This window comes from Corallococcus terminator (genome assembly GCF_003611635.1).
GTDB classification, from domain to species: domain Bacteria; phylum Myxococcota; class Myxococcia; order Myxococcales; family Myxococcaceae; genus Corallococcus; species Corallococcus terminator.
In genome coordinates this window covers 13,193-32,855 of the sequence record NZ_RAVZ01000067.1, presented here as the reverse complement: position 1 = coordinate 32,855, position 19,663 = coordinate 13,193, and the positions used below count along the sequence as shown (strand labels likewise).

The window sequence follows — 19,663 nt, the reverse complement described above, 5'->3', positions numbered from 1 at the left end:
CCGTGGCGTTGGCGGGCGTCTTTGCCTGGGCGGTGGAGGCCGGCTTCTCGCGCGTGGCGTCACCCCGCTCGAACTCCGAGCGCTTCGTGGGGGGGGGACGGGCGGTTGCCACCATCGACGCGGGACATGACGAAACTCCAGGGCGGGGGGGGCCGACGCGGTGCTCGCGTCAGGATGCGCACCTACATCGGTTATCGCACCAGCCCACCCCCATGTTGCGTAGCCCCGGAGTCCACACGCCCTGTCCGGCTGCCCGCTCGCCGCGTCAAAGCCGTGGATCAATCCCGGATCATTTCGTTTTGAGCGCTTTCTAAAAAGGCCAACCCCTTGTTCTCACTGGCCTTCCGCTCTGGACGGAACCTCGGTGGACCGCCGCGCCGCGTCATCCAGAAGTCGAGAACAATTCTTCCAGACCGGCCGGCAGATCGCATTGCCAGGCCGGATAATTGTGTCCGCCATTGTAGGTCCGGGACGTGACGCGGTGTCCGGCCGCATGGAGGACGGGCAGGAGGCGCTGGTTGCCGTCCAGCAGGCCCTCGAAGTGGCCGCAGTCCATCCAGACGTGGAGCGGCGGCTGGGCCGGTCGCCGCGCCAGGTCGAAGACGACCATGTCGGTGCCCTCGATGGAGAAGGCGCCGGACTGGGACAGCACGCGGCCGAAGGTGCGCGGCAGGCGCTGGGCCGCGAAGAGCGCCATCAGGCCTCCCAGGGAGGAGCCCAGCACCGCGTGCACGCCCGGCGTGCGCTGCTCGTCCACCAGGGACAGCTTCTCGCGCGCCAGGGGCAGCACGCGGCGCTCCAGGAAGGCGACGGTGGCCTCGCTGCAGGCGTACTCGGCGGTGCGCGCTTCTCCTCCGTTGGACACGAAGGCCATCGCCACCGGACGCATGCGGTTCAGTGCGATCAGGTTGTCCACCAGCGTGGGCAGTTGGACGCGCTCCAGGTAGTCGTCGCCGTCCAGCACCACCATCAGCGGCACGGGCCCCGGCACCGGCGGCGCGTAGAGGGCCACCGCGCGCTTGCTGCCCACGGCCCACTCGTGCGTGTCCACTTGATGGCGCGTCACGCGGCCCCGGGGCACGCCGCGCACGCGCTGGTTCAGCGTCGTGGGCTGTCCCTTCGGCATCCAGAAGCAGTGGTTGAAGCCGCCGAAGCCGTTGTCGGAGCGGCGCTCGTTGAACGCGTCGCGCACGCGGCGGCCCTTCGCGTCCTGGAGTGCGTACTCGACGTAGGCATCCTCCGGCAGCGCCAGCGACCGCGCCCACAGGCCCTTGCCCACGCGCTCCAGCGGCAGGGGCGTCCCCTGCCAGTCCTGGAAGTCCCCCTGGAGGAAGACGCGGCTTGCGCCCTTCCACACGAAGGTGGCGGTGTCTCCATCGATGAGCGGCGTGCCCTCGCGGCGCGCGCGTGCTTCCAGCGTCTGCGTGTCCATGCGTGACGTGCACTGTACGCACCGCGATGGAGCGAGGGGGCTCCACGTCGGCCGCGCATCGTCGCGTGGCGGATCCGCGTCCACCCGCGGACATCGCGTCGGCATGCGGGAGCGAGGCGACGGGGCTGGAGGCGTGTCCGCCAGCAGGTCGCGCGGCGCCTCGTCCAGGTCGGTGCAGGAGCCCCGGAGGTCTTCAGGCCCCCTCGTGGGGCAGCAGCTCGCGCAGCGCCCCGCCCAGGTCAGGGTGGCGGAACTGGAAGCCTGCCTCCAGCGCGCGCCGGGGCATCACCCGCTGGCCCTCCAGCGCCACGCGCGCCATCTCCCCGAAGCGCGCCTTGAGGACGAAGCCCGGCACCTGCAACACCGCTGGCCGCCCCAGCACCGCGCCCAGCGTGTGCGCGAACGTCGCGTTGGTGACGGGCTCCGGCGACGTGGCGTTCACCGCGCCTTCCAACGTCGGGTGCTCCAGCGCGAAGCGCATCAGCGCGAGCAGGTCCTCGCGGTGCACCCAGCTCACGTACTGGTGCCCGTGGCCCACCCGTCCACCCGCGCCCATGCGGAACACCGGCAGCATCCGGTGCAGCACGCCGCCCGCCGGGTGCAGCACCACGCCGATGCGCAGCCGCACCGTGCGCACGCCTGCCTCCGCCGCGCGCAGTGCCTCCGCCTCCCAGCCCTGGCACACGTGGGCGAGGAAGTCGTCGCCGGGCGCGTCCTCTTCCGTCAGCGTCTGCCCTTCGCGCGCGCCGCCGTAGAAGCCCACCGCCGAGGCGCAGACGAAGTGCCGCACCGAGCCTGCCTGCTTCATCGCTTCCACCAGCACGCGCGTCCCCTCCACCCGGCTTGCGTGGATGCGCTGCTTGGCCTCGTGGGTCCACCGCTGGTCCACCGGCTCCCCGGCCAGGTGCACCACGCCCTCCGCGCCAGCCAGCGCGTCCGGTGACAGCGGCGTGCTCCCGTCGAAGAAGGAGCCCGTCACCCCGGAGGGCAGCCTGGACAGGGCGTGTTCAACGTTGCGGCTGAGCACGTGCACGGTGTGGCCCGCATCCAACAAACCCTGGACAAGCCCTGGGCCCAGGAAGCCGCTGGCGCCCGTGCACGCCACCTTCACGGCTGGGCCTCCGTCACCGCTTCCGTCGTGAGGTCCTGGCCCACCAGTCCGCTCAGCGCGACGAAGAAGCGCGCCCGGTCCTCCGGCTTCATGCGGCCCGAGTGTCGGAAGACCAACGACCCTTCCGCGTCCAACAGCATCACATTGGACGTCTTGGTGGGCAGCTTCCAGGGGGCCTGTCCCAGGGTGCCCTCCAGGTCGACCAGGATGGGGACTCCGGCCTTCTTCTCCTCGTCCCTTACGTACGACAGGGCAATCTCCCTCGCGGGGAAGAAGTCGTACTTTTCCAAATTGGCGACCGCGACCACCCAGGCACTTTGAAGGAGGCCCCGCTCGCGCCCGCGAGCGAACAACTCCTCCTTCAGGGGCGCGTTGAGGGCCGTGGAGTCTTTGTCCTCGTAGAACAAGATGACGGGTTTGCCTCGCCATCGTGACAGGCGCACGCGCTCGCCTTTGGAGGTGCTCAGGGTCGCATCCACCGGCTCCGGAGTCGGAGGCGCGCCACTCGCGCTCCCCGCCGCCAGGGTCACCGTCAACGCACTCGTGATCCACGCTTTCATTGGGAGCCTCCCGTGTACAAGGTTCTCACAAACCTTAGACATAGCCTTGACAATCGCTGGACGCAAACGCTACCTCTAGCTGGAAAGGCTGCTGCCGTGCTCCCGACTTCGGAGATCCGCTGTATGGCCATCTCGCTTCCCAACGTGCAGCAGGCTCCCTCGGATGTGGCGCCTCCGGAGCAGGCCTGGCTGCAGCTCGTGCAGGCACGGGTGGAGGCGGCGCTCGGGTTGCTGTTCGAACTGCCGGACGAGGCCTCGCTGGACCCCCGCTGGTCGCGCGCCATGGAGCAGGCGCGGGACTACGCGCTGCGGCCCGCCAAGCGGCTGCGGCCGGCGTTGGTGCTCGCGGGGCATGGGCTGGCGCGGGAGAGCACGGCGGTGCCTCCGGGCCTGTGGGGCTTCGCGGCCGGGTTGGAGCTGCTGCACACGTTCCTGCTCATCCACGACGACGTGGCGGACCAGGCGGCGCTGCGGCGGGGTGGGCCGGTGCTGCACCGGATGCTGGCCCCGGGACGGCAGGGCGAGGACCTGGCCATCGTCGTGGGGGACCACCTCTTCGCGCGCTCGCTGGAGGCGATGCTGGAGTCGGAGCTGCCGGGCGTCACTCGCGTGGTGCAGTACTACCTGGGCGTGTGCCGGCACACGGCCGCGGGGCAGTACCTGGACCTGGACCTGTCGCGCATGCCGCTGTCGGAGGTGACGCTCTTCCAGACGCTGCGCGTGGCCCACCTCAAGACGGCGCGCTACGGCTTCAGCGCCCCGCTGGTGTGCGGCGCGATGCTGGGCGGCGCGGATGAAACGCTCAAGAAAGGCCTGGAGCAGGTGGGCCGTTCGGTGGGGCTCGCCTACCAGCTTCGCGACGACCTCATCGGCCTGTTTGGTGACGCGTCGGTGGCGGGCAAGGCGTGCGACGGTGACTTCACGCAGGGCAAGCGCACCTTCCCGTTGATGGCGGCCTACGTGCGCGCCACGCCCGCGGGCCGCGAAGAGCTGGAGCGGTTGTGGGCGCTGCCGGTGGAGCAGAAGGACGCGGAGGCGCTGGCCCGGGCCCGTGCGCTGGTGGAGTCGTTCGGAGGCCGTGTCGCGTGTGAGCGCGCGGTGGAGCGGGCGTCGCGTTCGGCGCGTCGGGGCCTGCAGGCACTGCCCAACTCCCATGGCATGAGGGACCTGCTGGATGCCCTCATCGCCCGTCTCGCGCGCCGCGCTTCCTGAGGACACGTCCATGAGCACACAAGGCAAGCGGGTGGTGGTGGTGGGCGCGGGGGTGGGCGGACTGGCCGCCGCGGCGAGGCTCGCGCGGCAGGGCTTCGACGTCCAGGTCTTCGAGAAGACGCGCGGCCCGGGTGGGCGGTGCAACCAGCTCCAGGTGGACGGGTTCACGTGGGACATCGGGCCCACCATCGTGCTGATGCCGGAGGTGTTCGAGGAGACCTTCCGCGCGCTCGGCCGTCGCATCGAGGACTACCTGACGTTGATGCGCTGTGACCCCAACTACCGGGTGCACTTCCGGGACGGGTCCGACGTCACCTTCACCTCCGAGCTGTGCACCATGGGCCGCGAGCTGGAGCGCGTGGAGCCCGGCAGCTTCCAGCGCTACCTGTCCTTCCTGGCGCAGGGCCGCACCCAGTACCGCATCAGCCTGGACCACTTCGTCGGCCGCAACTTCGACGGCATCACCGACTACTTCGCCCCCAGCGTGCTGGCGAAGATCTTCAAGGCCCGCGCGCACCGCCGCATGTACGCGGACGTCAGCCGCTTCTTCGAGGACGACCGCCTGCGCGCGGCGATGACGTTCCAGACCATGTACCTGGGCGTGTCCCCCTTCGAATCCCCGGCCGTGTACGGCCTGCTGCCCTTCACCGAGCTGGGCGTGGGCATCTGGTTTCCCAAGGGCGGCCTGTATGCCATTCCCCTTGCGCTGGAGCGGCTGGCGCGCGAGGAGGGCGTGCGCCTGCACTACGGCGCGCCGGTGGAGCGCATCCTCACCGAAAGGGGCCGCACCACGGGCGTGCGCCTTGTCGGCGGGGAGGTGGTGCCCGCGGACGCGGTGCTGTGCAACGCGGACCTGCCGTATGCGTACGAGAAGCTGCTCGACCCGAAGGACGCGCCGTTCAAGCGCGACAAGAAGCTGCGCTTCACCTCCAGTGGCTACATGCTCTACCTGGGCATGAAGAAGAAGGTCCCGGAGCTCTTGCACCACAACGTGATGTTCGGCCGCGACTACGCGGGCTCCTTCGAGGACATCTTCAAACGCTTCCGCGTGCCGGAGGACCCCAGCTTCTACGTCAACGTGCCCTCGCACACGGACCCGTCGCTGGCGCCGGAGGGCAAGGATTCGCTCTACGTGCTCGTGCCGGTGCCGCATCAGCACGCGAACCTGGACTGGAAGACGGAAGGGCCGAAGGTGCGCGCGAAGGTGTTCCAGCGCCTGGGCGAGCTGGGCTTCCCCAACCTGGAGGCGGACATCGAGGTGGAGCGCGTGTTCACCCCGGACGACTGGGCGGGCACGTACAACCTGGCGCGTGGCAGCGCGTTCGGGCTGGCGCAGAACTTCTTCCAGGTGGGCCCCTTCCGTCCTGCCAACGTGGATCCGAAGGTGAAGAACCTCTTCTTCGTGGGCGCCTCCACCCAGCCGGGCACGGGCCTGCCCACGGTACTCATCTCCGCGCGGCTCGTCACCGAGCGGCTCGTCACCTGGGCCCGCAAGGAAGGCGTGACGCTGTCGCCGCGCACGGAGACGCCAGCTCCCGTGGAGGTGGCGGCATGAGCGTCACCGAATCCCCGACGCTCATCGCGCAGGGCTACCGGCGCGCGCGCGTCGTCACGCGCCACCACGCGAAGAGCTTCTTCTTCGCCTCGTACCTGCTCTTCGGACAGCGCAAGAAGGCGGCCTTCGCGCTGTATGCCTTCTGCCGGCGCCTGGACGACCTGGTGGACGCGGGCGAGAGCGCGCTGGAGGGCTCGCCCCTGGACCTGCCCACGCGGCTGGCCCGGGCGCGCGAGCGCGTGGCGGAGGTGTACCTGCCCCTGCCGGAGCTGGCCTCGAAGGAGCTGGGGCCTCCGGCCTCGCGGCAGCCCGCAGCCGACGCGCCGTCGCCGTGGGAGCCCAGCGAGTTCGCGGCGCTGCGCCACACCATCCACCTCTACAGAATCCCGGAGCAGCCCTTCCAGGACCTCATCTCCGGCATGGAGATGGACCTGACGAAGCGCCGCTATGAGACCTGGGACGAGCTGGAGCTGTACTGCTACCGGGTTGCAGGTGTTGTCGGGTTGATGCTGACGCCGGTGCTGGGCTGCGAGGACGAACGCGCGGTGGAGCCCGCGGCGGACCTGGGCCGCGCCATGCAGCTCACCAACATCCTGCGCGACGTGCGCGAGGACCTGCAGCGCGACCGGGTGTACCTGCCCGCGGAGGAGCTGCGCGCCTTCGGGCTCACCGAGGACGACCTGCGCCGGGGCCAGGTGGATGCGCGGTGGCGCGACTTCATGCGCTTTCAAATCCAGCGCTCGCGGGCGTACTACGCGCGAGCGGCGGGCGGCGTGAAGTACCTCACCGGCTTCGGAAGCCAGCGCATGGTGCGGCTGATGGGCGGCATCTACGGCGACATCCTGCGCGACATCGAAGCGCGGGACTACGACGTGTTCAGCGCGCGGGCCCACACCACGAAGGGCCGCAAGCTGGCGCTGGCGACGGCCGCGTTCGTGCGCCCCCGCGCGGTGCTGCGGGAGGCCGACACGGCCATGCCGCTGTTGGCGCCGTCCGCGCCGCTGCTGTCCACGGGCACGGGAGGTCCGGGATGAAGACCTCGCGCGTGGCGGTGATTGGCGGCGGCATTGGCGGGCTGACCGCGGCGGGGCTCCTGGCGAAGGAGGGCCACGCGGTGACGCTGTTCGAGGGCAGCCCGTCCCTGGGCGGCAAGGCGCAGGCCGTCACGGTGCAGGGGCTGACGCTGGACACGGGGCCCACGCTGCTGACGCTGCCGGCGCTGGTGCGGGGCACCTTCGAGAAGCTGGACGCGCTGGACCTGCTGCCCCCGTTCACGGAGTTGGAGCCGCAGTGCGCCTACCGCTTCACGGACGGGTGCGGCTTCACCGCGTACAAGGACCTGGAGCGGATGGCGGACAGCGCCGCCGAGCTGCGCCCCGGTGAGCGCAAGGGCGTGCACTCGTTCTACGCGGAGGCCGCGGCCATCTGGCGCGCGGCGGGCGAGCCCTACCTGGAGGCCCCCTTCGAAGGCATGCCCGGCTTCATGGCGCGCGTGGCCCGTCGGGGCATCGGCGCGATGCTGGCGGGGATGCAGTTGGACACGCTGCACACGCTGGCGACGAAGCACTTCCAGACGCAGCACCTGCGGCAGTACGTGGGCCGCTTCGCCACCTACGCGGGCGGCTCTCCCTACGCGTCCAGCGCGGCGTTCGCGCTCATCCCGCACATCGAACATGCGTACGGCGTGCACCACGTGAAGGGCGGCATCGGCGCGCTGGTGGCGGCCCTGGGGGATGCGGTGCGGCGGCAGGGCGCCACGGTGCATCTGGACACGCGCGCCCGCTTCGAGCGGACCTCCGAGGGCTACCGCGTGGGCCCAGGCCAGGAGCTGTTCGACAGCGTGGTGGTGAACGCGGATCCGCTGGCGTCGCTGCGCCGCGACTCCGAGCCCCTGTCGCTGTCCGGCTTCGTGCTGCTGCTGGAGGTGGAGGGACGGCCGGCCCTGCCGCACCACACGGTGCTCTTCGGCGGGGACTACCGGCGCGAGTTCGAGGAACTCTTCGCGGGTCAGCTCGCGACGGACCCCACGGTGTATTTCTGCAACCCGTCCGCCACCGACCCGAGCATGGCGCCGCTGGGCCGCACGGGCCTGTTCGTGATGGTGAACGCGCCGGCCATGCCGGTGGGCGCCTCGCAGGCCGAACAGGCGGAGCGCGACTGGGAATCGATGGCGGAGCGCGTGCGCACGCAGATGTTCGACAAGCTCTTCCAGCATTACCCTGCCCTGAAGGGGAAGACGCGCGTGGTGGGCCAGCGCACGCCGGTGGACCTGGCGGCGCAGGGTGCGCCCGGGGGTTCCATCTACGGCTTCCTGCCGCACGGCCGCTTCGGTCCGTTCCGTCGTCCGCGCATCCGGGGCGGCACGCCGGGCCTGTTCTTCGCGGGCGGCGGTACGCACCCGGGCGGCGGGGTGCCGCTGGTGATGTTGTCGGGCCGGTTCGCCGCGGAGATGGCCTCCGCCCACCTACGGGGGAGCGCATGACGTCCATGCTCGCGCACCCACTGCTGCCAGAAGTCCCCGCGCTGCCCGCGCTGCCCGATGCGGCGGGGGCCTACCGCTGGTTCTACGCGGACGTCACCGCGGGGGACTACAGCGCGGTGTGCATCTTCATGCTGGGCTCGCTCTTCTCGCCGCGCTACTCGGTGGCGGCGCGGCGCGGGGGCCTTCCGCAGGAGCACAGCGCGGTGAACTTCGCGCTCTACCACCGGGGTGTGCGCAGGTTGTGGGTGCTCAGTGAGTACCCGCGCGCGCAGGTGGAAGGGCCCGGAAGACTGCGCATCGGTCGCTCCACGCTCAACCATGCCCAGGACGGCACGGTGCGCATGGACGTGGACGACGGGACGGCACCGTGGGGCCGCCCGGTGCGCGCCAGCCTGACGCTCCGGCCGCTGACACCCCGGGGCATGGAAATGCAGCTCATGCCGGGGCTGCCACACTACTGGCAGGTGCTGGCTCCGCGTTCGGAGGCCCGGCTGGAGGTGTCCACGATGGACGTGGCGGCCGAAGGCATGGGCTACCACGACACCAACCACGGCCAGGAGTTGCTGGGCGACCGGCTGTCCGGGTGGCACTGGGCGCGCACGCATCACAAGACCCACACGGTGGTGGACTACCACCTGCCGGATGGCGTGGCGCCGCTGCGCCTGATGGCGGGACCGTCCGGCGTGGTGTGCGAGCGCGGCCCGCACCCCGAGGCCCGGCCCACGAACATCACCGGCTGGGGACTGCGCGTCCCTTCGCATCTGCACGCGGGCAACGAGGTGGTGGGCGCGCCGCGCCTCCTGGAGTCGTCGCCCTTCTACGCGCGGCTGGAGTCGCGTCGGGGTGCGCTGGACACGATGGGTGAGGTGGCGGACTTCCGCCGCTTCCATTCGCCCTTCATCCGCTGGATGGCGCACTTCCGCACGCGCGTGGAGCGGGCGGTATGAGCGCACTCGCTTTCATCGCGCTCGGGTGGGCAGGGATGGCCGGAGGCTTCAGCGCGGTGGCGCTCGCGCGGCTCCTGCGCCGTGCGCCCACCCCGGCCACGCAAGTCCTTCCGTCCGTGCTGCTGCTGCGCCCGGTGGATGCGCCCACGCCGCAGGAACTGGAGAATCTGGCGCGCCCCATCGACTACGCGGGCGTGCTGGAGCAGGTGGTGCTGTCGCCCTACCGCCCCCGGCTGGCCGAAGGCGTCCGGTGGTTGCCGAGCGACCCCGTCTGTCCCAACCGCAAGGTGGGGCACCTGCTCTACGCGCTGGACACGTTGGACACGCGCGGGCGGGTGGTGCTCGCGGTGGACGCGGACGTGGCGGTGACGGGGGCGCTGGTGGAGGGCCTGGCGTCCTCGCTGGTGGCGGGCGCTGCGCTGAGCACCGCCGCCCCCACGCCCGTGGGCGCGATGGATGCGGCAGGGCGTGCGATGGCGGGGCTGCTGCGCTACACGCACCACAGCTTTCGCGCGCTGCATGCGATGAGCGCGGGCGCGCAGGCCGTGTGTGGCAAGGCGCTCGGGTTGTCCGCGAGGGCGGTGGAGGAGCTGCGTGGCTTGTCGGACCACATCGGCGAGGACCTGGAGCTGGCGAAGCGCCTGCACGCGCGGGGGCTGGACGTGGCGCTGAGCCCCGCGCCCGCCTGGGTACCCATGGCGTCCGAAACCTCCTGGCGCGCGCCATTGGAGCGCTTCACGCGCTGGATGCAGGTGCTTGCGAGCCACCGGCCGGGCCTGTACCCCACGGTGCCGCTGCTCTTCACGCCCACGCTTCCCCTGCTGCTGCTGGCCGCGGCCCTGGGCGAGCCTTCGGTGTGGCTGGCGGTAGGGGCCCTGGTCGCCGTGCGCACGCTCCTGTCGCTGCGGCTCTCCGCGCTGAGCCACGTGCCCGGCGAGGAGGCGCGAGGCCATGCGCTGACGGACTGGCTGCTGGGGGAGGTGCTGTTGCTGACGGCCTTCGGGGCTTCGCTGAAGCGGCAGGGAACGGTGACGTGGCGCGGACACACGTACGCGCTTCACGCGGGAGGGCGCATGGTGCGGGTGGCGTCGCAGTGGAGTGGAGGCCCGGGATGACCTACGCGCGCTTCCTGGGGTTGTTCGTGGTGCTGCCCATCCTCTTCCTGGTCGTGCGCTACCGCCGCACGCTGTCGTGGAAGGGCCTGGCGCCCATGGGCGTGCTGCTCGTGGTCGTCTACGCGGCCACGTCTCCGTGGGACAACATGGCGGTGAAGTGGGGTCTGTGGGGCTTCGACCCGGAGCGCATCTGGGGCGTGAAGCTGGGCTACCTGCCGCTGGAGGAGTACCTCTTCTTCGGCCTCCAGACGCTGCTCGTGGGCCTGTGGGCCCGGGCCCGGCTGGAGCGCGTGCTGGCGAAGAAGCCGGAGGCGCGGGCGTCCGAGAAGCACCGTCTCGTCCACGTCGAGCGGCCCCTGGGCCCGCGCGAGGTGTCGCCATGATGGAGACGCGCTGGGCGTATCTCATCCACCTGCTGGGGTGGACGCTGCCCGTGATTGGCATCCAGTTGGCGCTGCTGGTGAATCACTACAAGTCTCGCTCCGGCGAGGTGCTGCGCGCGGTGCTGCCGCCAGCGCTCGTCGTGGGCGTGTACCTGTCCATCGCGGACCACCTGGCCATCTCCACCGGCATCTGGAACTTCGGGGCGGGTCGCCATCTGGGCGTGTACGTGGGCGTGGTGCCGCTGGAGGAGGTGCTCTTCTTCCTGATTACGAGCGTGCTGGTGTCGCTGGGGCTCGCGCTGTTCACGGCGCTGCTGCGTCTCAATGAGGCGCGGACGTCGTGATCCACGCGGCCAAGGGTGGGCCCTTCGGGTGGGCGGTGGACCGGTACATCGGGTGGAAGGTCCGCTCGACGTTCCGGGGCCTGTGGGTGCGCGGCGAACTGCCCGCGGACGGCGTGGGCCGGCTCATCTACCTGAACCACTGCAACTGGTGGGATGGCTTCGTGCTGCACCAGCTCTGCCAGGTGGCGGGCTGGGATGGCTATTGCCTGATGGACGAGGAGAACCTTCGCCGCTATCCCTTCCACACGAAGATGGGCGCGTTCAGCATCCGCAAGCAGGACGCGATGTCGTCCCTGTCCTCGCTCCGGTACGCGAAGGAATTGTTGCGTCGGCCGAGCGCCGCCGTGTGTGTCTTTCCGGAGGGGGAGCACCGGCCCTTCGGCGCCTTCCCGCTGAAGCTGGAGCGGGGCGTGGAGCTGCTCGCGAAGGCAGCGAAGGCGGAGTGCGTGCCCATCGCCATCCGCTATGCCTTCTTCGAGCACGAGCGGCCGGACGTGTTGTTGGAGGTCGGCACGCCCCATGAGGCCGGCCCGTTGTCTCGCTTCCAGAGCGGGCTGGAGTCGGTGGTGCGCACGGTGTCGCAGGCGACGGACCTGGAGGGCTTCACGCGCAAGCTGACGGGCGCGCGGGGCGTGGCGGAGCGCTGGGACACCGCGAGGGGTCTGGGCCGATGAGCCTTCGCATCCGCACCATCGCCCGGCTTACCGGCATCCGTGAGGCCACGCTGCGCGCCTGGGAGCGCCGCTATGGCTTTCCGCGTCCGGAGCGCAGCGAGAACAACTACCGCGTCTATTCACGCGACGAAGTGGAGGCCGTGCGCCGGGTGGCGAAGTTGATGGAGGGCGGCCTGTCGGTGAGCGAGGCCATCGCCCAGGTGCGCGCCTCGCCCGCGCAGTCCGCCCGGCAGGACTCGCGGCTGATGGAGCGCTTCTGGGCGGCGGTGATGGTGCTGGACGCGGACGCGGCGGACGCGGTGCTGGAGGAGGCCGGGGAGCACCTGGACGCCACGACCTTCTGCGACACGTTCTTGATTCCCGTGCTCCGGGAGATGGCGTCGCGCCTGGATGTGGCGCGCGAACACCTGGCCTCCGCGCTGGTGCGGCAGCGGCTGCGCCTGTTGCTCGCGAGCATGGTGAGCGTGAGCGACGGGCCCCGGGGACTCCTGGCCTGCCCGGCGGGAGACCACCATGAGGGAGGGCTGCTCGCGCTGGGTGTGCACCTGAAGGCGCGGGGCTGGCGGGTGACGTTGCTGGGGGCGGACACGCCCGCGGAGGCGTTGCACGGGGCCTGCGTGCAGGTGCGGCCGGACGTGGTGGCGTTGTCGTTCGTGCGGCGTCGGGAAGCGCAGGAGTTCCTCACGGTGTTGTCGGAGTCATTGCAGGCCTGCGCTTCGGTGCCGATGGTGGTAGGCGGTCCGGGGGCGCGAGAGCACCTGAAGACCCTCTTCACCCTGGGCGCTCAGTACGCGGAGTCCGCGGAGGAGCTGATCGCCATCTGGCAGCAGGTGAGGAACGCCCAGAACCGACCGTGACGGAAGCACCATGGCTGAGCGCACCTATCGCATCCACATCGCCGCGGAGCTGTCAGGGGTCCGCGTGGAACTCATCCGGGCCTGGGAGCGCCGCTACGGGGTGCTCGTCCCGGAGCGCACGCCAGCGGGTTACCGCGTCTACACCGACCGCGACGTCGCGCTGCTCAAGCGGCTCAAGGCGCTGACGGACGAAGGCGTGGCCATCAGCGAGGCCGCGAAACTGCTGCCCCAGTTGATGGCGGAGCTGGACACCGTGCCGGAGCCGCCGGTCCGGGAGGAACGGGCCGGTGGTGCCGGGGGAGCGCAGCCCACGTCGTGGCGCGCGGCGGTGATGGCTGCGGCGGAGGCGTATGACCAGCCGCGCGTCTCCCGCATCCTGGACCAGGTGTTGTCGGCCCTGCCGCCCCTGCGCGCGTTCGAGGACGTGCTCGTGCCGGTGCAGCGCGAGGTGGGCGAGCGCTGGCACGCGGGGACGTTGTCGGTGGCGCAGGAGCACCTGGTGACGCAGGTGGTGCGCGAGCGGCTGGTGAGCCTGCTGCACGGCGCGCCCGAGGGAGGTCGCAAGCACGCGGTGCTGGCCTGTTTCCCGGAGGAGGAGCACGAACTGGGCCTCCTGGGGGCGGCGCTGCGGCTGCGGTACGCGGGCGTGCGGGTGACGCTGCTGGGGCAGCGCGTGCCGGCGGAGGGCCTGGGAGAGACGGTGGCGAGGGCCCGTCCGGACGTGGTGGGCCTGTCGGCGGTGACGAACCGGGGTGCCACGGTGTTCGAGGACGTGCTCCGGCGCTTGCGTGAGGCATTGCCGAAGGAGCTGCCCGTCTGGGTGGGCGGCCCCGCGGCCCAGGCGCACGCGGACGTGTGCGAGCGCCTGGGCGTGAGGCTGTTCATGCACGAGGACGACTGGACGCGCCTTTCGGGCTGAAGGCCTGTGTCAGCCCGCCAGCGCTTCGATGGCCTTCGCCTGGGCGTCGATGAAGCGCCCATAGTCCTCGTCCACCTGATCCGAATAGGTGCAGGCGAACTCCGCGACGGCTACATCGAAGTGCTCGCTGCTGCCCAGATATCCGGCGATGAGGGCGGCATCCCCGGTGCGCGCATGGGCTCGCGCGAGCGTCGAGCCGCACGCGTCCGCGTAGTCCAGGAACACCGGGGCATCCATCTTCTCCGCGTCCAGCGCGCCCTTCATGTCGCGCAACTGGCGCACATAGAAGGCACCCATGCCCTCCACTTCCGTCCAACCCAGGAAGAGGTCGGAGAAGGCCTGCATGCGTCGCTGGCCCACCACCACGCGCTCCCCCGCGCTGCCGAACTCACTGGGGCCCAGGTAGGGCTCCAGCACGGAGGCCTTCGCCTCCTTCAACTGCAACACCAGGGGATCCTTTCCGCCGTTGCCTTCGCAGAGCACGACGTAGGCCTGCAATCCCACGCTGCCTACGCCCACGACCTTGAAGCCCCACTCCTTGCGCTGGTAGCGCAGACACAGGTCGCGCACCGCGCCGTCCAGCGACGCGAGGTAGCCCACCGTGAGCTCCTTGATGCGCCGCTCCAGCTCCTCGGAGGACACATCCATCTTCACCGCCGACAGGGGGAAGAGGAGGGGAGGCTGGTAGGCCAGGTGGCGCTGGCCGTTGCGCTCCACGGTGAGCTTCTCCACCGCGTGCGCACTGGTGCGGCGCTTCGCCTTCTCCACGGCTTCTGCGGCGAGCTTCGCGGTGTCCTCGGACTCGGCGCGCCGCAGCTCCTTCGCGTCCACGTGCAACGACCACACGTCCAGCAGGCTCCGCGTCGTCAGCTCGCGCATCATCAGGCGGTAGGACTCCACCGCCTTGCGCGCGGCCTTCCTGCCGCAGCGGCCGCCCAGGCCGTTCTGTTTCGCGGCCACGACGAAGCTGGCGGCCAGACGCTTCACATCCCATTCGAAGGGGCCGGGGAGCGTCTCGTCGAAGTCGTTGAGGTCGAAGATGAGGTTGCGCTCGGGCGTGCCGAACAGGCCGAAGTTGCTCAGGTGCGCGTCGCCGCAGATCTGGCTGCGCAGGCCGCTGTGGGGCGTGTGCGCCAGGTCGCGCGCCATGGCGAAGGGTGTGCCGCGCAGGAAGGCGAAGGGGGATTCGGACATGCGCTCGTGCCGCACGGGCACCAGCCAGGGCAGCCGGGTGGCGTCGGATTCCTTCAACTGCGCCAGCGGGTCGCGGCCCCGGAACGGCTTCCACGCAGCGTGGCTGCTGCGCGGGCAGCGCTTGCGCAGGGCCCGGCCGGAGTCCATGCGTTCGTCCACGCTCCGGAAGTCCACCTCGTGCAGCCGTGAGGGTTTGAGCTTCTTCGGGGGGCGACGAACGCGCTGCTGCTTCTGGGTGGACACGAGGGGAACCTTCGCGGCTCCCAACTCCGATGTGCCGTCCGCATCCATGGGGTGTGTGACTCCTCGGCGCGAAGGTGGTGGCGCCGGGGTCGGACGGGAAGCGTCTTGCGCTGGAAAATCATCCCGGCCGGAGGGCGGACGGGCACGGAGTGTTCACCCCTGGGCGAGCGTCACGGGTGATGTGAGCCCCCAGCATTCGCAGCGCTGCTGAGGACGCCAGAAGCCTCAGGCTTCTTCGTCAGGCAGGAGCGTGAGCAGAAGCTCGTCGTCGGGGCTCAGCGGGCGCCATCCAGGTGGAGGCGGATGGGAGAGAAGTCCCATCATGATCCGTCTTGCGCGTGCTTGATGGTCTTCAGGGGTGTAGGCAATCCAGCCACTGAGTGCCTTGGCGACCGCGAAGCGGTTCGCGTCGTCCAGTACGGCGGGCCATCCATGGGGGAGGTCCTGGGACAACATGCGCACGAGCACATCGCGCTCGAAGCGCGTGACCTGCTTTCGCTGTTCCGCTTCGGCGAGCAGTCCGCTCAACACCTGGACCCCTGCGATGTCATCCCTGCCCAGCTCTTCGGCCAGCGCCACCAGTGATGCGGTGGGACGGGCCTTGGCAAAAGCGGTGAGCGAAGCGAACCCCCGCTCGCGGACCCGTTCATGCAGGCGAACCTTCCAGTTGCCCTGCCAGGAACGGCCGTCGGTCATCGTCGTCCTCCCCGAATGAAGTTCATCGGAATGTCGGCCGCCTGCATATGCGCCGCGACGATGTTCAAGATCTCGTTTCGCGTCAACATCCTGCCGACTGCGGATTCTGCGTCTCGAAGTCGACCCATGATCATCCTGTTCCACTCGCCAGCCCACATTCGACCCAGGCGCCAGTCGCCTCCACCGTGAATCGCCTCGTGGTGTGACTTCTCCATCCTGACGCAGAACTGATCGATATCCATGGCGCCCTTGAAGCCGCGCTTCTCGAACCACTCCCGGTGTTCCCGCGGCAGGACATGGTGCTTCGGCGCATCGGACATGCCGGCTCCGGCCCTGCCGGTCTCGTGCATGCCGCGGACCTCGGGACTGTCGCCCAGCGCGTCGCGTACACCCTGGGGCAACTCCCGGTTCGGCTGCGCCATCATCACCTGACCGGCGTGGATGCGGATGGCGGAGCTGACGGCGGGCACGGAGATGACGCCCGCCTGCACCAGCCTGCGCATCCTCTCCACCCACTCAGCGGAGACGACCACGCGCGTGCCCGTCATCACGCCGCCGGAGCCCATCACGAGTCCCACGCCAAGCATGGCGGGCGCCGCGGGGGGAAGCCTGGGAAGTGACATCCTCAGGGTGGAAACCAGGGTGAGCATCTCCATGAACTGCGCCACCGCGATGACCTTCCCCGCGCGCTCCGATGCCACCCGTGCGCCCTCCTGGATGGACTGGAACTCGTGGGTGAGCTGCGCCATCAGCACGGGAAGCGCACGGGCGGTGGCCTCCACCTGCTCGGGCTCCAGCGAAGCGAGCGCCGTCATGGAGGGTTCGATCAACTTCTGCACGCGGTCCATGTCCACGAACAGGCGCTCGGTCCCATAGAACGGACACTGCTCCCGCACCGCCTCCGCCAGCCGGAGGAAGTCGAGCCACGCCGCGAGCAGCATGGCGCCGGACATGGCGGCCTGGAGCCGTGGACCCGTCATCCGCAGCAGGCCCACCGCCATGTCCGCATCCGCGACCGCTTCGGACGTGTTCGCCAGCAGCGCGACGCTCCTCTGTGCGCCGCGAAGCCAGGGCAACTGACGGGAGCCGTAGTCGGTGTAACGGGTGAACACGTCCCAGTCGCCGCGCGAACCCAGCTTCGACAACGCGCGGGCGATGCTCTCCGTGGAGCCCTTCACGTCGGCGATGGCATCGAGGACCGCCTGATGGGTCGGCGTCGCGTCCTGCCCACCCAGGTCTCCTGGATGCTGACCCCGTGACCGTGGCTCCGGTACCTCCACCGGAGGACCCGAAACCACGTGCCGCGCATGGTTCAGCCGCATCCTCCGTCCGGGACCCGGAGATGGAGAGGCACATCCCGTGGTCAGTAGTGCCACGCTCAACACCAGGGCTCCTGCTCGCATGGCCCATGATCGCCTGTTCGCGAGAGGAAAAGGCAACCGCGCTCCAGGCCTCCGAGAGAGATGCTGTCACTCACTCTCTCGGGATGCCTCCATCAATGAGCAACCCGTTCGCGGTTTGCGTCCCGGCCTGACTCGGCCGCGTGACGCCAGGACGCACGCGATGTGCTCGCGTCGCGCGGCTCCGAGGGAGCACGAGCGCGCACGCGATGGCGCGCCCCTTGCTCTTGCGTGGAGGCGGTCCTGACGCCCGTCACCTCCGCCGGGCGCGGGCCTTCCTCTCAACCTGGAGCCCACACCATGCGACCCATGTATCAGTACGGCACGGCCGACGTTCGCTACGGCCAGTACGTCCAGTTCGGCGGGCAGTGCCCGCTCGACCTGAGCGGTAGCACGTCCTACGCCGTCGGTTTCTGGCTGCGCCCGCGCGCCCCAATCTACGACGGCAAGTTGCTGGGGTCCGGCTCGAACTGGTTCCTGGGGCTGCACGGCCTGCAGTTGACGTTCAGCCTCCCGGGCATGTCGTCGCGTCAGCTCTCGGGGCTCGAACTGCGGCCCGACGAGTGGCAGTACGTCCTGATCAACTTCGAGTCGACCGGCACCAGCGCCGGCGAATACACGGTGTACGTGGACGGCACGGTCCTCATCGAAGGGAGCCAGTCCAACATCACCCGCAGCACGACGCCGTTCGTGCTGGGAATGAGCTGCGACGCGCAGTTCTTCAACGTCGCCTTCTGGTCCGCCGCGCGTTCCGGAGACCAGCTCAAGCCGGTGTGGGACGTGCCGCAGCCGGACCCGACGCTCGCCGCCTGCTACAGCTTCAGCGACGGCTCCAGCGTGGACGTCTCCGGACACAACCTGGGCCAGGCCAGCCTCCTGAACGGCGCGCAGGTGGTGATGCTGGCCCCGTCGCTGCGGCTGGTGAACGCGGCGGCGCAGCCCTCGCCCCGCGATGGCCTCACGATGTCGGCGGATGGCGGCCCCTTCAGCGTGCACGCGTGGTTCCACCTGGAAGCGCCCTCTCCCTACCAGGCGGATTCGCACACCCTGTTCGCGTGTCTGGACAGCGTCAGCAACGAGGGCTTCACGCTGGGCCTGCAGTGGGACGAGACCGGGTACAACCTCCAGACCTCCGGGTACGTCACCGACGGCAAGCGTGGCTGGGGGAAGATCACGCGGTTGCCCCCCGGCGCGTGGCACCACCTGGCGGCCACCTATGACGGCAGCACGCTCATCCTCTATCTGGACGGCGAACTCACCCTGGAGATCCCCGGGGTCGTCCAGCCGACGCTGGCGCAGCCCGTCTGGCTGTTCGGCGCCCAGCCCAGCTCCCGCGTCGCGGGCGGGGCCGCCTACGACTTCCAGGGCCACCTCCAGGCAGCGGGGCTCTGGTCCCGGGCGCTCTCCGCCAGCGAGGTGCAGCAGTACATGTCGCAGGACCCCAGCGACGTCGACGGCTGCGTGGCGTACTACGCGTGGAACGGCACCGTCCTGAGCAACCAGGTGACCGGCAACCCGCCGCTGTTCCACAACACGGCCACCCCCAGCATCGTCGTCACGCCGCCGTCGGACTCCACGCCGCCCCCGGGCTCGGACGTCGCGGCGCAGCAACTGGCGAAGGCCGACCCGCCGTTGCCCTCCGCCCAGATGAGCTTCGCGCAGCCGGTGGCCTTCCCCGCGCAGAAGCTGCTGACGCAGGACCAAGCGCAGGCCGTCCTTGCTTCCCTGGAGCCCCTGCTGGCCACCCTTCCCGAGTCGACGCGTGAGCGGATGCGGTCGCTCTCCCGCGACAACCTGTACCAGGGGCTGGCGCGGGTGGGCGGACCCGGTGGCGCGCCCGTGGGCGCCTTCACCGGCCAGGTGGAGGGCAACCACTTCGTCTATTACCACCACACCGCGAAGGGCAAGGTGGAAGCCGGCCGGATGCAGTTGAGCGTCAACACCGAGTGCATCGGGTGGATCGTCACCGTGGCCGCGACCGGCTTCTCCATGCTGCTGGCGGCGTTCGGTGTGGGCTTCGCTGGCGCCCGGCTCATCTCCCCCATCCAGAAGGCCGTCACGGAGAGCACCGCCCTGCTCAACACGGTGAAGAGCGTGGCGGAGAGCTCCGTCCAGGACGCCGACAGCATCATCCGGATCATCAAGGCGTTCTACACGGCGGGGACCCTGGGCAAGATCTTCGGCGCCGTGTTGACGGGCAGTTGGTTCACCATCGCCGCCAACTGCGCCATGCTCCTGTTGCAGGTCGCCGCGCTGTGGGCCACGGGAGGCGCCTACGTGGCCATCGTGATCCTCCAGCTCGTGGCCAACTTCGCGCTCTTCGTCTACGCCCTCACCCAGAGGCCGGCCGGCTGCTGACGTTCGCACCGTCTTCTTCCGCGTCCCGGGGCTCCCGCTCAGGCGGGGGTCGCGGGCGCGGCTCGGGTGTGTATTCCCGTGGGGCTCGCGTGATGCCTGAAGGACAACCACGCCCGCGCGTGGACCCGAAGGGTTTCCTCTCCGGCAGGCCCACCCCTATCGTGATGGACACCCACCCACG

General features: G+C 70.1%; 18 protein-coding genes. 12 read left to right on the top strand and 6 right to left on the bottom strand.

Translation table 11 applies throughout. From position 1 onward, the window contains the following. Nucleotides 1-382: 382 nt before the first annotated feature. The 3 genes from D7V88_RS12615 to D7V88_RS12605 all read right to left on the bottom strand — a co-directional run bounded on the left by D7V88_RS12615 (nucleotide 383) and on the right by D7V88_RS12605 (nucleotide 3,103). Nucleotides 383-1,432, bottom strand: coding sequence for an alpha/beta hydrolase-fold protein (locus D7V88_RS12615; protein ID WP_120540886.1), 1,050 nt, complete (start codon nucleotides 1,430-1,432; stop codon nucleotides 383-385). A gap of 193 nt (nucleotides 1,433-1,625) precedes the next feature. Next, nucleotides 1,626-2,543 (bottom strand): TIGR01777 family oxidoreductase, encoded by a 918-nt coding sequence (locus D7V88_RS12610; protein ID WP_120540885.1) that lies wholly within the window; start codon nucleotides 2,541-2,543, stop codon nucleotides 1,626-1,628. Then, entirely contained in the window at nucleotides 2,540-3,103 is a 564-nt protein-coding gene (locus D7V88_RS12605) for a peroxiredoxin family protein (protein ID WP_244238115.1), read from the bottom strand. The genes D7V88_RS12610 and D7V88_RS12605 overlap by 4 nt, the downstream gene beginning before the upstream one ends. Nucleotides 3,104-3,226: 123 nt before the next feature. Here D7V88_RS12605 and D7V88_RS12600 point away from each other — a divergent pair, with 123 nt between their 5' ends. Genes D7V88_RS12600 through D7V88_RS12550 form a run of 11 tightly spaced genes read left to right on the top strand, consistent with a single transcriptional unit; the run spans nucleotide 3,227 to nucleotide 13,591 of the window. Further along, nucleotides 3,227-4,315, top strand: coding sequence for a polyprenyl synthetase family protein (locus D7V88_RS12600; RefSeq protein WP_120540883.1), 1,089 nt, complete (start codon nucleotides 3,227-3,229; stop codon nucleotides 4,313-4,315). 10 nt (nucleotides 4,316-4,325) lie between these two features. Further along, a complete protein-coding gene (locus D7V88_RS12595) occupies nucleotides 4,326-5,870 on the top strand; it encodes a phytoene desaturase family protein (RefSeq protein WP_120540891.1) in 1,545 nt (514 codons plus the stop codon). Then, on the top strand, nucleotides 5,867-6,904 hold the full coding sequence (locus D7V88_RS12590; protein WP_120540882.1) for a phytoene/squalene synthase family protein: 1,038 nt from the start codon (nucleotides 5,867-5,869) through the stop codon (nucleotides 6,902-6,904). Before D7V88_RS12595 ends, D7V88_RS12590 begins: the two co-directional genes overlap by 4 nt. Beyond that, on the top strand, nucleotides 6,901-8,352 hold the full coding sequence (locus tag D7V88_RS12585; protein WP_120540881.1) for a phytoene desaturase family protein: 1,452 nt from the start codon (nucleotides 6,901-6,903) through the stop codon (nucleotides 8,350-8,352). Before D7V88_RS12590 ends, D7V88_RS12585 begins: the two co-directional genes overlap by 4 nt. Further along, nucleotides 8,349-9,299, top strand: a complete 951-nt coding sequence (locus D7V88_RS12580) for a carotenoid 1,2-hydratase family protein (RefSeq protein ID WP_208726255.1) — start codon at nucleotides 8,349-8,351, stop codon at nucleotides 9,297-9,299. Before D7V88_RS12585 ends, D7V88_RS12580 begins: the two co-directional genes overlap by 4 nt. After that, entirely contained in the window at nucleotides 9,296-10,414 is a 1,119-nt protein-coding gene (locus D7V88_RS12575; RefSeq protein ID WP_120540880.1) for a glycosyltransferase, read from the top strand. The genes D7V88_RS12580 and D7V88_RS12575 overlap by 4 nt, the downstream gene beginning before the upstream one ends. Beyond that, the gene (locus D7V88_RS12570) at nucleotides 10,411-10,797 is read left to right on the top strand and encodes a lycopene cyclase domain-containing protein (protein ID WP_120540879.1); all 387 of its coding nucleotides are present in this window, start codon (nucleotides 10,411-10,413) and stop codon (nucleotides 10,795-10,797) included. Before D7V88_RS12575 ends, D7V88_RS12570 begins: the two co-directional genes overlap by 4 nt. Continuing rightward, nucleotides 10,794-11,141 carry a lycopene cyclase domain-containing protein gene (locus D7V88_RS12565; RefSeq protein ID WP_120540878.1) on the top strand — a complete coding sequence of 116 codons (348 nt, stop codon included), beginning with the start codon at nucleotides 10,794-10,796 and terminating at the stop codon, nucleotides 11,139-11,141. Before D7V88_RS12570 ends, D7V88_RS12565 begins: the two co-directional genes overlap by 4 nt. After that, nucleotides 11,138-11,815, top strand: coding sequence for a lysophospholipid acyltransferase family protein (locus D7V88_RS12560; protein WP_120540877.1), 678 nt, complete (start codon nucleotides 11,138-11,140; stop codon nucleotides 11,813-11,815). The genes D7V88_RS12565 and D7V88_RS12560 overlap by 4 nt, the downstream gene beginning before the upstream one ends. Further along, the gene (locus D7V88_RS12555) at nucleotides 11,812-12,672 is read left to right on the top strand and encodes a MerR family transcriptional regulator (RefSeq protein WP_120540876.1); all 861 of its coding nucleotides are present in this window, start codon (nucleotides 11,812-11,814) and stop codon (nucleotides 12,670-12,672) included. Before D7V88_RS12560 ends, D7V88_RS12555 begins: the two co-directional genes overlap by 4 nt. Before the next feature lie 10 nt (nucleotides 12,673-12,682). Continuing rightward, a complete protein-coding gene (locus D7V88_RS12550; RefSeq protein WP_120540875.1) occupies nucleotides 12,683-13,591 on the top strand; it encodes a MerR family transcriptional regulator in 909 nt (302 codons plus the stop codon). Between the two features lie 9 nt (nucleotides 13,592-13,600). On the opposite strand, the gene D7V88_RS12545 is transcribed toward D7V88_RS12550, so the two are convergent. The 3 genes from D7V88_RS12545 to D7V88_RS12535 form a co-directional block, all read right to left on the bottom strand. Next, on the bottom strand, nucleotides 13,601-15,076 hold the full coding sequence (locus D7V88_RS12545) for a DUF2252 domain-containing protein (RefSeq protein WP_208726253.1): 1,476 nt from the start codon (nucleotides 15,074-15,076) through the stop codon (nucleotides 13,601-13,603). 177 nt (nucleotides 15,077-15,253) lie between these two features. Continuing rightward, entirely contained in the window at nucleotides 15,254-15,724 is a 471-nt protein-coding gene (locus D7V88_RS12540; RefSeq protein WP_120540874.1) for an NUDIX hydrolase, read from the bottom strand. Then, a complete protein-coding gene (locus tag D7V88_RS12535) occupies nucleotides 15,721-17,127 on the bottom strand; it encodes a DUF2380 domain-containing protein (protein WP_120540873.1) in 1,407 nt (468 codons plus the stop codon). Before D7V88_RS12535 ends, D7V88_RS12540 begins: the two co-directional genes overlap by 4 nt. Nucleotides 17,128-17,424: 297 nt before the next feature. Between D7V88_RS12535 and D7V88_RS12530 the strand changes: the two genes are divergently transcribed. After that, nucleotides 17,425-19,482, top strand: a complete 2,058-nt coding sequence (locus D7V88_RS12530) for a LamG domain-containing protein (RefSeq protein WP_244238114.1) — start codon at nucleotides 17,425-17,427, stop codon at nucleotides 19,480-19,482. The last annotated feature ends 181 nt before the right edge of the window (nucleotides 19,483-19,663 follow it).

Excerpts from the sequence above, each read along its gene's own strand:
- D7V88_RS12605 (WP_244238115.1), bottom strand. The coding sequence starts at position 3,103 with ATGAAAGCGTGGATCACGAGTGCGTTGACGGTGACCCTGGCGGCGGGG.
- D7V88_RS12575 (WP_120540880.1), top strand. The coding sequence starts at position 9,296 with ATGAGCGCACTCGCTTTCATCGCGCTCGGGTGGGCAGGGATGGCCGGA.
- D7V88_RS12570 (WP_120540879.1), top strand. The coding sequence starts at position 10,411 with ATGACCTACGCGCGCTTCCTGGGGTTGTTCGTGGTGCTGCCCATCCTC.
- D7V88_RS12550 (WP_120540875.1), top strand. The coding sequence starts at position 12,683 with ATGGCTGAGCGCACCTATCGCATCCACATCGCCGCGGAGCTGTCAGGG.
- D7V88_RS12600 (WP_120540883.1), top strand. The coding sequence starts at position 3,227 with ATGGCCATCTCGCTTCCCAACGTGCAGCAGGCTCCCTCGGATGTGGCG.
- D7V88_RS12555 (WP_120540876.1), top strand. The coding sequence starts at position 11,812 with ATGAGCCTTCGCATCCGCACCATCGCCCGGCTTACCGGCATCCGTGAG.
- D7V88_RS12590 (WP_120540882.1), top strand. The coding sequence starts at position 5,867 with ATGAGCGTCACCGAATCCCCGACGCTCATCGCGCAGGGCTACCGGCGC.
- D7V88_RS12585 (WP_120540881.1), top strand. The coding sequence starts at position 6,901 with ATGAAGACCTCGCGCGTGGCGGTGATTGGCGGCGGCATTGGCGGGCTG.
- D7V88_RS12615 (WP_120540886.1), bottom strand. The coding sequence starts at position 1,432 with ATGGACACGCAGACGCTGGAAGCACGCGCGCGCCGCGAGGGCACGCCG.
- D7V88_RS12545 (WP_208726253.1), bottom strand. The coding sequence starts at position 15,076 with ATGGATGCGGACGGCACATCGGAGTTGGGAGCCGCGAAGGTTCCCCTC.
- D7V88_RS12535 (WP_120540873.1), bottom strand. The coding sequence starts at position 17,127 with ATGCGAGCAGGAGCCCTGGTGTTGAGCGTGGCACTACTGACCACGGGA.
- D7V88_RS12580 (WP_208726255.1), top strand. The coding sequence starts at position 8,349 with ATGACGTCCATGCTCGCGCACCCACTGCTGCCAGAAGTCCCCGCGCTG.
- D7V88_RS12595 (WP_120540891.1), top strand. The coding sequence starts at position 4,326 with ATGAGCACACAAGGCAAGCGGGTGGTGGTGGTGGGCGCGGGGGTGGGC.
- D7V88_RS12565 (WP_120540878.1), top strand. The coding sequence starts at position 10,794 with ATGATGGAGACGCGCTGGGCGTATCTCATCCACCTGCTGGGGTGGACG.
- D7V88_RS12540 (WP_120540874.1), bottom strand. The coding sequence starts at position 15,724 with ATGACCGACGGCCGTTCCTGGCAGGGCAACTGGAAGGTTCGCCTGCAT.
- D7V88_RS12530 (WP_244238114.1), top strand. The coding sequence starts at position 17,425 with ATGCGACCCATGTATCAGTACGGCACGGCCGACGTTCGCTACGGCCAG.